Origin of the sequence: Paenibacillus kobensis NBRC 15729 (genome assembly GCF_004000825.1) — a bacterium.
Taxonomy (GTDB): Bacteria; Bacillota; Bacilli; order Paenibacillales; family Paenibacillaceae; genus Paenibacillus_T; species Paenibacillus_T kobensis.
The window spans coordinates 71,961-86,460 of sequence record NZ_BILZ01000023.1 but is presented as its reverse complement, the minus strand read 5'-3'; the positions used below and the strand labels follow the sequence as shown (position 1 = coordinate 86,460).

Sequence of the window (14,500 nt, the reverse complement as noted above, 5' to 3'; positions counted from 1 at the left end):
GCCCCCGCGGCGCGCGGCTGCCCAACCGCCAGCCGCTCCGCCGCTTGAGCCAAGCCCGCCGCCAATGGTGCGGCCGGGCGAGGCCATCGTTCTGAATTCCTCCGGAATTTCCTGGAGGAATCGAGAAGGCGGGTTCGCTGCGGTACGGCCGAACAGCGTCCTCATACGTGCGCACAGCAAGTACAGCTTCTTCTCGGCCCGAGTGATACCGACGTAAGCAAGACGGCGCTCCTCTTCGAGCTCCTCGTTGTCCATGAACGCTCGGCTGTGCGGGAAGACACCTTCCTCCATGCCGATGATGAACACGACCGGGAACTCCAGACCTTTGGCGCTGTGCATCGTCATGAGAATAACGGAATCCTGCGGCTGGTCTTCTTCCTCATCTTTGTTCATCGAATCGATGTCGGCAATGAGTGCGAGATCGGTCAAGAACGCGACGAGCGATTTGTCCTCGTTGTTCTTCTCGAACTCCTGCGTAACCGACAGGAACTCGTCGATGTTCTCGATGCGGGCTTTCGATTCGAGCGTGTTCTCGCGATGCAGCTCGAGCTTGTACTCCGACAGCTCCAGCACCTTCTCCGTGAGCTCCGTGACGGACAAGTAGTCGACCATGCGCGTCAAATCCGCGATCATGTCGCGGAACTGAACGAGCGTCGCCCGCGTCTTGCCGCTGACGTCGAGTCCTCCGAACTCATCCAACGTACCGAGCGCCGCATACATAGAGATGCCGCGCCGTGCGGCTTCTTCGGCGATTTTGCCGACTGTCGTGTCGCCAATCCCCCGCTTCGGCACATTAATGATGCGCACGAGGCTGATATCGTCATCCGGGTTCGAAATAAGCCGCAAGTAAGCGAGAATATCTTTGATCTCTTTGCGGTCGTAGAACTTGATGCCGCCGACGATCTGATATGGGATATCCGACTTAATCAAGATTTCCTCAATGACGCGAGACTGGGCATTCGTCCGGTACAAAATCGCATGGTCCGCATAACGGCGGCCTTCCTTCACATTCTTGGCGATCTCGCCCGTCACGAAGTAGCCTTCGTCATGTTCCGAATCCGCTTGGTAGACGATCAGTGCATCACCCGGCCCTCTGTCCGTCCACAGCCGCTTCGCTTTGCGTCCGGAGTTATTGCCAATGACCGCGTTCGCCGCATTCAGAATGTTCGATGTCGACCGGTAGTTCTGCTCGAGCAGAATCGCCTTCGCTTCCGGATAATCTTCCTCGAAGTTCAGAATGTTCGTAATATCCGCGCCGCGCCAGCGGTAGATCGACTGGTCGCTGTCGCCGACAACGCATATGTTATGATGCTTATCCGCCAACATACGGCACAGCATGTACTGAGCCCGGTTCGTATCCTGATACTCGTCGACGTGAATATAACGGAATTTATTCTGATAGAAAGCAAGCACATCCGGTTCATCCGTGAACAGCCTAATCGTCGTCATAATCAAATCGTCGAAATCGAGCGAGTTGTTAGCGCGCAGACGCTTCTGGTACGCCTCATAGACGTTCGCCGCGATCTGTTCGAAATAGTCGCCGACCTTCGCTGAGAACCGGTCCGGGGTCAGCAACTCGTTCTTCGCGCTGGAGATTGCCGCTTGCACCGCTTTCGGTTCGAATTTCTTCGTATCGACATTCTGTTCTTTCATAATGTTGCGAATAACGGACAACTGGTCGGTCGAATCGAGAATCGAGAAGCTCGACGTGAAGCCGATCCGGCTAATATCTCTTCGTAAAATGCGGACGCACATCGAGTGGAACGTCGATACCCATATGTCGCTGCCCGAAGGGCCAACGAGCTGGGCGACGCGCTCCTGCATCTCGCGGGCCGCTTTATTCGTAAACGTAATCGCGAGAATGCTCCATGGCGCCACACGTCTCTTCTCGATCAAATAAGCAATCCGGTGCGTCAAGACGCGGGTCTTGCCGCTGCCCGCTCCGGCCATAATAAGCAGAGGGCCGTCTGTCGCCTGAACAGCCGCCCGCTGCTCCGGATTCAGCTTCTGAACCGCTGCATCAATATCAATCGAATTAAACATCGTATCGTTAACTCCTTTACCTGTCGGCTAGGCCCGATCCGGCCGCGATGCAAGCCTTGGCTGTGCTTGCGCCCCGTGCATACCTGCTTCGAAACGCTGGCGCCTGCCGCTTATGTTCGCATCGCTGTTCGCCTTGTATGTCTAGTCTATTCAACCGCAAGAGCGGTGTCAATTTCCGTTTTTCGCCACTTGTCGGAGTCGGACAACACAAAAAAGACGGCTTGTCCAAAACGGGATATGCGTTGACCGGTAGAACCGGAGTTCACTCGCCACTCTTCGCAACCACTTCACGCTTCCCGTCTGATAACCGTCTTGCTTCACTATCCCCATGAACTCCGCCCGACTTCCGCAAGTCCGCGACAAGCCTTCTTCATCTTAACCCCAGGCAACTACAACGCCAAGTTCGTTTCTTTGACAGCCTGCACCGTTGCTACCGCAGCGTCCAAATCCGAATAAATAATATTGCCGACAACGACCGTATGTGCGGAAGAGGCCGCTTGAACCGCCCGTTCCGGGCTATCAATTCCGCCGCCGTATACGATTCTCGCCTGCGAAACCGTTTGTGCCGCCCGCTTAACGAGCGTCATATCGCCGAAAGCTCCGCTGTACTCGATGTATACAACCGGCAACCGCATCAGCCTGTCAGCCGCTTGAACGTATGCAAGCGCCTCGTCTTCCGTTATATCCGTTCGCGCACCGCTCACTTTCGCGGCTGTTGCTTCACCATTCAATATCAAATAACCTTCACCAGCCGTAATTTCCCACGGTATGAGATGGCCGAACTCACGAACGGCTTCCGTTTGTCTGCCGATCAGCCACTCCGGCTTGTCTGCGTTCAGAACAAGCGGGACCAAGTAGTAGTCGAACCCCGGCACCGCTGCCTCCAGGCTTGTCACTTCCAAGACGCAATCGACCGCATAACGGCGTATGCGGGACATGAGCTCGACCGTATTGTCGAATGTCACGCCGCTTGAGCCGCCGACCATAATCGCATCCGTTCCGGACATGCATAAGGCATCCAGCGCTTCATCCGATATTTCGCGATCCGGGTCGAGCTTGAATAGGTGCCGCCAACCGGCGTACCACGCCCCATCCATATTGCCACTCTCCTGCCCAATAATTGATGTCATGACATCAGTCTAGGACAATGGCTAGGACGGTGTCAAACCGATTGTCATGCCGGCAGCCGTTTAGCCGATCGCCCAGTTGATAGTCGCTCTCAGCGTAGGCGTAACTAGCCGCAGGCCCGCTTTTAACCAATAAATGCTTGTCATCGATGATGCATAGGGCAGATTCAGATTTACAGCAGTCATCATGACCCCCGCCCAGCCGAGGAGCACAGCATACAAGATAAAATCCCGATACCAGCCCTTACGGATAAGCGTCCGGCTGCCAGCAACGATTAATACGGCGAAGCTGATGATAATGACTGCAATGGTGTAATGCACAGCACTCGCCTCACTCTCTTTTATCTTGATTCGTAATATATTGAAACGACTTATTGCTCAGCCCCATGCGCGCAATGCGAAGGTGGACGTTCGTTTCCAGAGCAGCGGAAGTGAATACGCTGTTCCAATCGCCGCTCCACTTCTTCCATTGTTGCGGGTGCTTGCGGTGAGCCGACTCCGCCGCACCGAATACGTCGACGCCAAGCTGCTGTCCCCGCGACCATGCTTCTTGTATGATCGTGCGGATTTGCAGCTCGCCTCCTTGCTCAATCTTCCGAATGACCTCCGGCTTGTACAAATTTTGCGGGCAACCCGACTCGGTCAGCGTGCCTAAGGCATGCACCTCAGCAGAATAAGCAAGTCTGCCCTCCCGAACAATCGGCTTCAGCTTCGTCGAAGAACGGCTAATGTGAATCATGTCGTAGCCGCGGGTGCCGTCTGTCTTCTCGCAAGGAACCGTCACGCCCGTCTGCTGCACCCTATTGCGCAGATAAGAAACGCCCAGCGACTGCCGCTGATTCATCCAGCCGACCATTCGGCCTTGGCGCAGCACGGCAAGCCTCCTAAGCTTAAGCTTGGACGGAATCGTCGTCTGCTTGAAAGAGTCCAGCGAGGCCGTGTCTCCTGAACCCGAAATATAAATTTCCGGGAGCACCGCACTCTTCGCATCGCCGGCTAATTCCATCGCAAGCTGATACACTTGAACGTTAGGCAGGATGGACGCATTTTTCATTTCAGACAAAACAATGTCCTTCATCCCATCACCCGAAATCAGCTGCAACTGCATGAACTGCTCCAATATTCGCCTCGCGGAACCCGGCGTTACAAGCATGCTCACCGTCTCGCGCGGCCCCGCGTTCCGGAAGTAGACGTCGATTAATTCCTCGAAGCCGCGGCGCGCGACCTCCTCGCTCAGGACGACGACCCGGTTATGACCGTAGAACAGCTTTCTCGGGCTTTCGGAGAAGCTATACATCATCGCCTCGCGAATCGTACGTCCTTCAGTAGAATAGACAACAATTGGCGATTGCTGCGTCCCGCCGGTCGTTCCGATTCCCGACGATATAGCGGCCGGAATGACGACTTGATAGGATATGATCCATTTGCTACCGTCCCAATCGATGCCCGTTGCCGACGTAATAGCCAGCTCATTCAATTCGATTCGGTTCCAACAGCCCGTCGCGATGAAGGTTGTCCATACGAGTGCGGCGGCGCATAGTATCCGGCGCAGCTTGCCATTCATGATGTCTTCGCTCCTTTTGCGCGATTGCCCGCCCTAGTCAAGATCAAACCTATTCCAATCACGGCCGGCAGGCCGACATTAAACACAATCAAGAAAGGGATCGTATCATACAGCACCCAGTTGTCCATCTCGACGTTCCGGGGCCATGCCGCCAATGTCGTCACGACAGCTAGCACGCTTAGTCCAATCAAAGCGTGCCGATTGCTGCGCAGATGCAAGGTTTGCGACAAACAATGTACGGCTGCGAAAAGAAAGACGGCCATTTTGATATACATGGTCATGCCCCATGCGGAAACCGTGAAGATCTCGATACGCTCCAGAAACTTGCCCACCTCGACGATCCCAACCATGTTAATGAACGGATACGACATCATCGGTACGATTCGCGGGCCGAAGATCGTGAGCGTCATGACGACGACGAGCATGATCTCGAATAGGCTGAACAGCATCCCGAACATTCCTGCTCGAACGAACGAAGCCGGCCGCTTCATGTAGGGTGAGAAGATAAGCAGAATCGACATTTCCGTCAGCCACAAGAACGGCGATACCGTCGCGGCTGCAATATGGGGCAGATCCGTATCGACTAAAGGCAGCAGCCGTTGTAAATTGATATCGGAATAATTGAGCAAAACAGAGAAAGGGATAATGGCCGCGACCATCAGCAACACAATAAACGACGACCGCGCGATCGCCTCCACGCCGTGGGCGACCGTAAAGGCGGCAACCGCCACCATAATGCCGATCAACATGAACAGCGGCGTCTCGTCGAGAACCATGTCGCCTATAAAATTGGCGAACTGTCTGACGATTAAGCAAAAGGTATTAAAATAATAGACCCCGAACAGCAGTCCGATCAGCATACCGACTGGTCGTCCGAAACGGCTCTCCAGCCATTCAATAAACGGCTTACCCGGGTTCGCCCTGCATATTGCGGCGATGACCGCAACCATCGGCAAATAAGCGAGTCCGGCACCTAGAACGGAAATCCATGCGTCATGCGAAGCAATCGAGATCACCACTGGCGGGATCGATAATATTGCAGTCGGCGATATCGCGTTATTAATGATTGCCACCGTCTGCAAAGTAGAAATCGCAGGCTTCATCGTTATGCCCCTTCCCGGTCCGGATCAGGCCTTTGCCCGCTGCCTTCCCTCTTCAAATTTGATTTCGAAGCCATGTTTTTCGGCCGGTTGCGCATCGCCCACCACGGGACGCGAATGAGCACATCCTTCAGATTACCTGGGACAAAAGGCGAGATCGGCATGAGGTACGGCTTGCCGAATGAACGCAACCCGCACAAATGAGCTAGCAGCACCATCAACCCGGACATGATGCCGAACAATCCGAAGGTCCCGCCCAATATCATCAGCACGAAACGGATAAGCCGCGCCGCGATGCCCATGTTGACAGCCGGAATAACGAAGCTCGCTATAGCCGTGAACGATACGACGATTACCATCGCGGCGGATACGAGTCCGGCTTGAACAGCGGCTTGACCGAGAACGAGCGCACCGACAATGGAGATAGCCGGTCCGATAATGCGGGGCATCCGCACGCCTGCTTCGCGCAATATTTCAAACGTAATTTCCATGAGGAACGCTTCGACGAGCGCAGGGAACGGTACACCCTCCCGCTGCGCGGCTAGACTGACTAATAAGGAGGTCGGCAGCATTTCTTGATGAAAGGTTGTAATCGCGATGTACATCGACGGCAGCAGCATCGAAATAAAAAAGGAAGCCACCCGAATTAAACGCAGAAACGTAGCGATGTCATAGCGCTGGTAATAATCTTCGCTCGATTGAAAAAATCTGACGAACGTTACTGGCGTTAAGAGCACGAAAGGCGTCCCCGACACCATAATAACGACTTGACCCTCCAGTATGCCGGCGCAAGCCGCATCCGGCCGCTCCGTGTTCTGAATGAGAGGAAACGGCGTAAACGCCTTGTCTTGGATAAACTCCTCGATATATCCGCTCTCTAATATTCCGTCGATCTCGATCGCATCGATCCGGCGGTGCACCTCTTGTACGACATCATCCTGCGCGATACCCTGCAGATAGACGACGGCAATGTTCGTACGCGTTTCTTGTCCGACGACTTTATAGTCCATACGCAAATTGGGCGACTTGATGATCCTTCTCACGAGAGCCGTATTCGTCCGCAAATTTTCGGTAAAGCCTTCCTTCGGACCGCGCACGACGGTCTGGGAGCTTGGTTCTTCTACCGACCGGCTCTCTCCTCCCGCCGTATCGACCGCGATTGCCCGCAGACTATGCCCGACTACGATTACCGTACTGCCTTCCAGCATAGCGTAACCGGCCTCATCAATTGAGGTGACGGGCCGGATTTTGCCAACTGCAATCGAACGGTCCATTAGATGGTTATAGAGACTTCCATCGTCCTGCAATTCGTTTGTTCGGTTCGCATCTTCAAGCAGTCCCAGCAGCATCGTATGGATTGCCGCCCCGTCTACAAGACCGTCCATATATAGAATGGCGTATTGTTCGTTATCGAACGACCGGTGCGTAAGCGTGCGGCATACGATATCCGACCCTCCGCCGAGAAAACGTTGCAGACGCTCGATATTCAGCTCCAGATCCGGAAGCAGCACCTGCCCGGCGTGCTCGGTATGCTCAGCTTGCGAGTTCGATTGCTGAGCCGCCGGCTTTTCTGAGCCTCCGCTCGTCGCATCGTTGGACATGGCCCTAATGCCTCCTGTCGTTAATGGCTTTGGCGTCCCTTGCCGGACCGGACCCCCTTCCGCATGAGCATCACGAGCAAGAGCACGATCGGAATCCCAATCTGAAAGATGGGAAAGTGGTACTTCAAATTTTGTTCGAAGCCGACGTTAACCTGATGCATATAGCTCTTGAACCAGAACGATCCGACGAAGATGCCGATGCCGACTGGCAAAGCTGCTATTTGCAGCCGAATGCCAAACAAATAAGCGAAAGCGAGCGAGGCTCCCAAGTAATAGGCCGTCAGCTTCACATATACGGCAGAGAACAAGAGCAAGGATACAAGCGGATCGATTCGTTCCAATATGTCCCCGATATCGATGAAATTCGTCGCTTCCAGCAGCGGAACGGTCGTCCAGCTGGCGAATGGTCCGAGTATCGACAGAGCGATCACATTCATTAAGGTGATAAAAGCGCCCCCGAACAAATAGCCCTTGATCGTCATGCTGGCAACTTGCCCGTAATCCGACGATTCCGTATATCTCCAGAACATAAGAAACAGCACCATCTCGCCGAACGGGAACGAAATAATTTCCGGTATCGCTGCATCCCAGACCGGCTTGAACCCTCGCTCGAGCATCGGCTGCAGCCGGCCGAAATCAACTAGTCCTGAGCTGAACAGAAGGATATAGAGTAGCACGTAGATCAGAAGCAATATCGGCAGAAGCACTTCCACCATGCGAAAAAACACTCCCGGCCCGCCCATGACCGCATAACCTCCGATCAAGCAGATGACGAGCATGACGACGGACAACGGCGTATCCGCGATCAGAAACATAATGGATAGATCGGCGAATTCCCGAACGTTGCGGATCGACTTATAGCTGTAATAAATGACGTATAAGAGACCGAAAACAAAGCCGGCGGTCCTGCCGAAATAAAGCTTAAATATTTCGATTAAATTCCGGTTCGGCTCCAGCCTCTGAATTTGCAGCGTCACGAAGCCTAGCAGCATCAGACCCGCCAACATCCCAACGAATACGGACATCCACGCATCCCGGTCCGCCTTGCCCCCCAGCAAAAATAAAGAGGAGCTGCCGATCAAGAACAGAATGACCGTCGAAGCCAGCTGTCTTAACGTGATCACGGTTCTCCCCTCCACGAAGCGGATGAAATAACGTTTCTTACCATTCCCCGTTCGCCGGAAAATAATGCAAAGAAAAAGCCGGATCATCGCCCTGTGTTGCAGGCGTTGACCCGGCTTACCGCCGTTATTACTTCACCAACTGGCCGCGCGTAACGCCCAATTGGTTAATAGCTTTCAAGCTGCGCCATACTTGCGTTCCGCTAATTCGGCCCGCCAGCGCATCCTCGTACAAATCCATTACTTCGCGTACTTTCTCGGCCGACTCTTCCAGGAACTCAATCCGGAAAGAACGGACGCCGAGATCGACGAAGTTCATCAAATATTCCGCGCCAGACTGCTCAATCGCGTTATAGACCGTATTGCGGCAGCCTTCGTCGACGCGCACCGGATGCGACATGCCGATCCGGTCCTGCAGTGACGCCCGCTTCTCTTCGCATGGACGGCCGCAGTTCGTAAAGTTGGTACCTTCACTCATGAATGTGCAGTATACGCAGTGCTCCGTATGGAACATCGGCATGTGCTGATGCAGCACCACTTCCAGCTTCGACGTATCCGCGCGGCCGAGCATGTCGACCATCTGCTGAATGTTCAAATCATAGGAAGGCGTAACGAGATCGCATCCGACTTCCGTGAACAGATTCGCCGTCTTGTGGTTCGCGATGTTAAGCGAGAAATCGCCGATCAGACGCGGGAACGGCTCGCCCGGTGCTTGGCTCGCGCGGGCGCGCAAATAATAGTAGAGCGCTCCTGTGTTGCGCACGAGTACCGCATCCGGCTTCAACTTGAGAATGTTCGCGTGGTAGCCGTTCTCGCCCGGCATATGAATGCGCGGCGTCGCAAGCGCGATCGGTTTGCCGGCTTGCCGTGCGATTTCGATGGCTGCCGGGAATTGCTTAATAAACTCGAAGTCGGCATAGATCATCGTCGCATTGGTATGCACCGCCGCCTGCACTTGCTCCAGTGTCCGGCAGAGCACCGTCAATTCAGGCTTCTTGTCGTCATCTGCATGTTTGGGCTGTGCATCGGCAAAAATATCGACGTTGTACTTCGTGTAGACCGGCGGCTTCGGACGCTCCACCGTTAACTGCTCAACCGCCGAGCGGCGAATCCGGTTCAGTTCGCGTACCGGAACAATCAGATCGCCTTCCAGCTCAACGTCAAGCGATTCGAGCTGATACAGCGTACCGCCGAGACGGCCAAGCTGGTCTTCGAGCAGCGCCTTGTCCATTGGACGCTTCAGTGCTGTCTCAAGAGGAATCTCGGATTCTACCGTAACCGTCGTTCCCTTCTGCACGTCCGTCCATACCGTTACCATCGGTTCGCCGGCACGGCCGCTTACGTGAACATTCATCGGGAACACACGGTATGGCTTGTCCGTCTCAAATGTCGCACGCAGACGTTTGTCGAGCGCAGGATCGCTCGTCTTCCATACCTTATCGCCGACTTTAACGCGGCGAAGATCAATATCATTACGTCCCGGCACGATCTCTAGCACGACGCCTTCCTGCGCCTCGCCTTCGATCTTCACGCCTTGGCGGCGCAAGTCGTAAACGCGGCCGCCCTCTTCCTTCTTCGTCGGATCGCCCGCGTCGAAGACGATGCCGTCGCCGCGCTTCAGCGGCGCATCGATCCGGCAGACGACAGCGTCGCGGAGCACGCGCTCGACGCGGCCGAGATAGACGCCCCTGCTTTTCGGGAACGTGCCGTCGACGAGCTCCTTGTTGTTCGTTCCTTGCAGGAAGCCGTGCGTGAAGCCGCGCGAGAAGCTCTGCTGCAGCTCGCGTATTTCTTCCTTCGAAGGCGTCGCATCCACTCCGTCGAAGTAGTTGTCGATCACTTTGCGGTATTTGCTAACGACGTTTGCTACATATTCCGGGCTTTTGAGACGGCCTTCGATTTTGAACGAGGCAACGCCTGCTTCGATCAGCTCCGGAACAATGTCAATCGCCGCCAAATCCTTCGGCGACAGCAAGTAAGCCACGTCGCCCATCGGCTGCTGTACGCCATCGACCATCAGGTCGTATGGCAGACGGCATGCTTGTGCGCACTCGCCGCGGTTCGCCGAACGGCCGCCCCACATTTCGCTCGTCAAGCACTGGCCCGAATAGGACACGCACAACGCGCCGTGCACGAATACTTCCATCGGCAGCTTCGCTTGCTCGCCGATCTTCTGAATCTGCTTCAAATTGTTTTCCCGTCCGAGCACGACCCGCTCCATGTTGAACGGCTTCGTGAACTCGACCGCTTCCGGCGACGTAATCGTCATCTGCGTCGAACCGTGAATCGGGAAGTCCGGTGACAGCTCACGGATGAGCTTCACGAGTCCGAGATCCTGTACGATAACGGCATCCACACCTGCGTCGATACAAGACTCGATCAACTTCTTCGCATCTTCTAATTCGTCTTCAAAGACGAGAATGTTGAACGTCAAAAACCCTTTTACACCGTAGCTGTGCAGAAACGCCATAATCTCGGGCAGTTCGTCAGTCTGAAAGTTGTTCGCTCTTGCCCGTGCATTAAACTTCTCCACGCCAAAAAATATCGCATCGGCCCCGTTCGCTACCGCTGCACGCATGCAGTCCCAATCGCCTGCAGGCGCCAGCAGTTCCACATCACCGCGCTGAATTTGTTTCGTCATTACTAAGCTTCGCCATCCTTTGTCCAGCTTTCTATTCCTCTAAGTGTACCAGAGCGGACATCCCGATTCCACCGGCAAAAAAATGCGCCGCTTCCGGGAGAACCCGAAAGCGGCGCATTGGATTAGAATTGGAATGTGAGAGACTCTATTACCTTCGTCACTTTAGCGCGATTAGCTTCCGTATCTTGCGCACGATTAAAGCTGACCGTTAAGATCAATATTCCGTCATAACCAGGACGGTCTACCAAATAGTGCAGAGTCGTGAACGGACGTTCTGCTTTTGGAGACTCCGTCTCGACTACTTTAAAGCTCGTACCATTAATAGTCTGGTTCGATGTCGATTTGACCGTGGTGCCGATAGCTTTCTCTGAAGCTTCGGTTTTATAGTAGTATTCAAGCGCATTCCCGTATTCATAGGCATTAATGTCACGCGTCTCAACGTTGATGCTGAACAATCCGAACGTTGTAGCATAGTTAACTTCTTCTTCTTCGAAGTCACCGTCAATGGCAGACCACGATTTCGGCAACGAAATGGTGTAGCCGTACTCCTTGCTCGTTTTTTTCGTGACGGCCTTCTCCAGCTCCGTGTCATCATCCACCTCTCCGAAGTTGTCATCGATAAACTTCGTATCAAGCGACAAAGAGCTCGTAAGCGTGCTGTACAACTGCTGCTCTTTAGCGGCGTCATCTTTAGTGTAGTAAAATTTTAATTTGTACTTATGATTACCGGTAATGTAGTAAATGTCATATTCGCTTATCCATTTGGTTTGATCCCAGCTGTACTGATACTTCAACACTTGACCTGTTCCGTTGTTCAATGCGATTGTCGATTCTTCTATATTGCGTATATACCCAGCCGCAAAATCGCTTTCCACATTCTCGCGTTCGCTTGCTCTCCATTGCTCAGCCGTCTCGCCGCTTTGTGCAGAATACAGCGAGAAACTGATCAAACCCTCATCGCTTACGAAGAACGGATTGGTCATGTCCTCCAAGCGGTGCCAATTCGCAGGCATCTTGATCTGCAGACCGTAATCCTTGTCGTGGATCGTTACCATGCCATCGACGACTTTCGTAATATCTTTCAATGTACGATTGGATTTATCGAACGATATCGTAAAGCTATCCAGCTGCGGCCCATATTTGTTCAGCGCTTCACGCGATTCAGACTTGGCTCCGGCCATAACCACATAGACTCTTTTATCTTTCTGTGCAGCCCGGTATTCGAAGAACCATCCGGAACGGCTCTTCGTCACATAGCGCTCGTAGGACGTGCCTTTGACCGAGATCGTTTTCTTCTCAAGCACGATCTCATTGGTGTCAAAATAGGTTTCGATATGTTCGCGAATTTGATCCGTCGTCCATTCTTCATCGGCATCTTCGATGCTGACGATCAGGTTCGGATCTTCCGATCCGCCTGTCCACGTCGTCCAGTCGCCGTTATCGGATTGAGATTTAAGCGTCAGGTCAGTCGGATACTGCATGCTCCAACCCCAGTAGCTGTCGCCGATCTTCGTCATCCCGGCATCCGAATCGATACCCGCCGTACCGCCAGCCGTCGGGCTAGCCTCGTTTGCTTTTGTACCCGTGATCGTAATTTTATTACCGCTAAGCGCAATGTTTGCCCCAAATGCTTGTGTAATGACGCGTACCGGAACCATCGTGACACCGTTTACGATCTTCGGTTCGGCCGGAAGCGTCGTAACCACGCCGTTCACCGACACTTTGTTGCTTCCGATCGTAAGAACGACCGTCGTTGCGTTGTAGGTCAGCGTAATTTTTTTGTTGTTCTCCAGCTTCAGCTTCGCACCGAACGCTTTGGTAATGACACTGAGCGGAACAAGCGTTATTCCATTCACCTTGATCGGCTTCTGAATCGTGGATGACGTTCCGTCAATCGAAACGGCCGAACTTCCGACCGACAATTGGATTTCGACAGGCTGGGCCTCCGCAGCCTCTGCCGCACTAGCCGTTAAAGGAATACATGCAAGCAGCAAACAGATAACCGTTAACATCGCTAACAATCGTTTGGACATGATCGACTCTCTCTCCCTTTGAGTAATACCGAGTTATTCGCTCCATTGAGCAAGCTTGATTTTCTTCGTGACAAGGTCACCATCGGATAGCAGCGTTATCTCGATCGTTTGACCTGGGACATACGCTTTCAGCCACTCATTCACATCGACGATGGACGAAACCTGCTGGCCCGCAATGGAATAAAGCTCGTCGTCGGTTGAAACGCCAGCCTTCTTCGCCTCATCGCTGATCACCTTCGTAATCGTAAGCGGCTCGGTCGTCGGCAAGCCGATGACTGCCGACCAGCTCTCCTCCAGATTGAATCCAAGAGAAGCCCGGTTCACTTTGCCATACTTCGCGAAATGACCCAGCACGTATTGGACCGTGTCCATCGGAATCGAGAATCCTAGACTGTCGATATCGTCACTGACGAACTTCATCGAGTTGATCCCGATCACTTCGCCTTTCAGATTAACGAGCGGCCCCCCGCTGTTGCCTGGATTGATCGCAGCGTCCGTCTGAAGCAGCTTATAATAAGAACCGACTCCCCGATTCATTCCGCTGATGATACCGCTCGTTGCCGTATTTCTTAACGTGAACGATACCGGCGTACCGATAGCGACCACCTGGTCACCAGCTTGAATAGACAAAGGCACCGTTGCAAACACAGCAGGCTTCATCCCGGTGGCATTGATCTTGACGACCGCTATGTCGCTCGTCTCGTCGATGTAGGCCGTCTTGCCGCTGTATTGTTTGCCGTCGGCTGTCACCACTGTAATATTAGTCAAATCTTTGACGACATGAGCATTCGTTACGATCTGACCATCCGCCTTCCAGACGACCCCCGTTCCATGTGCGAGAGCATTCCGGTTATCGTAGCCTTTGACCTTACCGATAATGGCGACGACGGACGGGGATACTTTCTTCACGACTTCCGTGACCGGATTGGCCGGCGTGTACGCATACTTGCTGGTTGCAGCATCGAATGTGCCCGTTCCGCCTAACGACTTCGTCAGCGAACTTGCTTTGACATAGACCTCTCCGTTGATCACCTTGGCGTCCAGCGACAACGTTGAGTTGCCGCTGCTGCTTGCAGCCCATGTACTTCCCGCCGCGAACAGAAGCACAGCGAGTCCCGCAGTTGCGATGCGCAGCCACCTTGTTCTCATTCTCTCATTTCCCCCTATGAAGTTCACATATGGCGCACTCAAACCAATCTAGTATATTTCTTCCAAATAACACTCTACTACAAAAGAACTAGAAACTACAATTAAATATTCCTTTAACTTT

Annotated in this window: 10 protein-coding genes; all 10 read right to left on the bottom strand. The window is 53.6% G+C overall.

The features are described from left to right. Nucleotides 1-2,043 (bottom strand): DNA helicase PcrA (gene pcrA, locus PKO01S_RS14810; protein ID WP_127532136.1); only part of this gene is annotated, 2,043 nt, incomplete at its 3' end. A gap of 389 nt (nt 2,044-2,432) precedes the next feature. Next, nucleotides 2,433-3,140 (bottom strand): heptaprenylglyceryl phosphate synthase, encoded by a 708-nt coding sequence (pcrB, locus tag PKO01S_RS14805; protein ID WP_127532134.1) that lies wholly within the window; start codon nt 3,138-3,140, stop codon nt 2,433-2,435. Nucleotides 3,141-3,233: 93 nt separating this feature from the next. Beyond that, nucleotides 3,234-3,491, bottom strand: coding sequence for a hypothetical protein (locus PKO01S_RS14800; RefSeq protein WP_127532133.1), 258 nt, complete (start codon nt 3,489-3,491; stop codon nt 3,234-3,236). A gap of 10 nt (nt 3,492-3,501) precedes the next feature. Then, a complete protein-coding gene (locus PKO01S_RS14795) occupies nt 3,502-4,734 on the bottom strand; it encodes a Ger(x)C family spore germination protein (protein ID WP_127532131.1) in 1,233 nt (410 codons plus the stop codon). Beyond that, complete coding sequence (locus PKO01S_RS14790; RefSeq protein WP_127532129.1) at nt 4,731-5,837, bottom strand: GerAB/ArcD/ProY family transporter; 1,107 nt, start codon at nt 5,835-5,837, stop codon at nt 4,731-4,733. The genes PKO01S_RS14795 and PKO01S_RS14790 overlap by 4 nt, the downstream gene beginning before the upstream one ends. A gap of 2 nt (nt 5,838-5,839) precedes the next feature. Further along, a complete protein-coding gene (locus tag PKO01S_RS14785; RefSeq protein WP_127532128.1) occupies nt 5,840-7,435 on the bottom strand; it encodes a spore germination protein in 1,596 nt (531 codons plus the stop codon). Nucleotides 7,436-7,455: 20 nt separating this feature from the next. Further along, entirely contained in the window at nt 7,456-8,559 is a 1,104-nt protein-coding gene (locus tag PKO01S_RS14780) for a GerAB/ArcD/ProY family transporter (protein WP_127532126.1), read from the bottom strand. A gap of 127 nt (nt 8,560-8,686) precedes the next feature. Then, the gene (locus PKO01S_RS14775) at nt 8,687-11,197 is read right to left on the bottom strand and encodes a U32 family peptidase (RefSeq protein WP_127532124.1); all 2,511 of its coding nucleotides are present in this window, start codon (nt 11,195-11,197) and stop codon (nt 8,687-8,689) included. A gap of 122 nt (nt 11,198-11,319) precedes the next feature. Next, nucleotides 11,320-13,230, bottom strand: coding sequence for a copper amine oxidase N-terminal domain-containing protein (locus tag PKO01S_RS14770; protein WP_127532123.1), 1,911 nt, complete (start codon nt 13,228-13,230; stop codon nt 11,320-11,322). A 33-nt stretch (nt 13,231-13,263) separates the two neighbouring features. Further along, nucleotides 13,264-14,379, bottom strand: coding sequence for a S1C family serine protease (locus tag PKO01S_RS14765; RefSeq protein WP_127532121.1), 1,116 nt, complete (start codon nt 14,377-14,379; stop codon nt 13,264-13,266). Nucleotides 14,380-14,500: the final 121 nt, after the last annotated feature.

Coding starts and splice junctions, on each gene's coding strand:
- pcrB (WP_127532134.1), bottom strand. CDS start 3,140: ATGGATGGGGCGTGGTACGCCGGTTGGCGGCACCTATTCAAGCTCGAC.
- PKO01S_RS14795 (WP_127532131.1), bottom strand. CDS start 4,734: ATGAATGGCAAGCTGCGCCGGATACTATGCGCCGCCGCACTCGTATGG.
- PKO01S_RS14785 (WP_127532128.1), bottom strand. CDS start 7,435: ATGTCCAACGATGCGACGAGCGGAGGCTCAGAAAAGCCGGCGGCTCAG.
- PKO01S_RS14775 (WP_127532124.1), bottom strand. CDS start 11,197: ATGACGAAACAAATTCAGCGCGGTGATGTGGAACTGCTGGCGCCTGCA.
- PKO01S_RS14770 (WP_127532123.1), bottom strand. CDS start 13,230: ATGTCCAAACGATTGTTAGCGATGTTAACGGTTATCTGTTTGCTGCTT.
- PKO01S_RS14790 (WP_127532129.1), bottom strand. CDS start 5,837: ATGAAGCCTGCGATTTCTACTTTGCAGACGGTGGCAATCATTAATAAC.
- PKO01S_RS14765 (WP_127532121.1), bottom strand. CDS start 14,379: ATGAGAACAAGGTGGCTGCGCATCGCAACTGCGGGACTCGCTGTGCTT.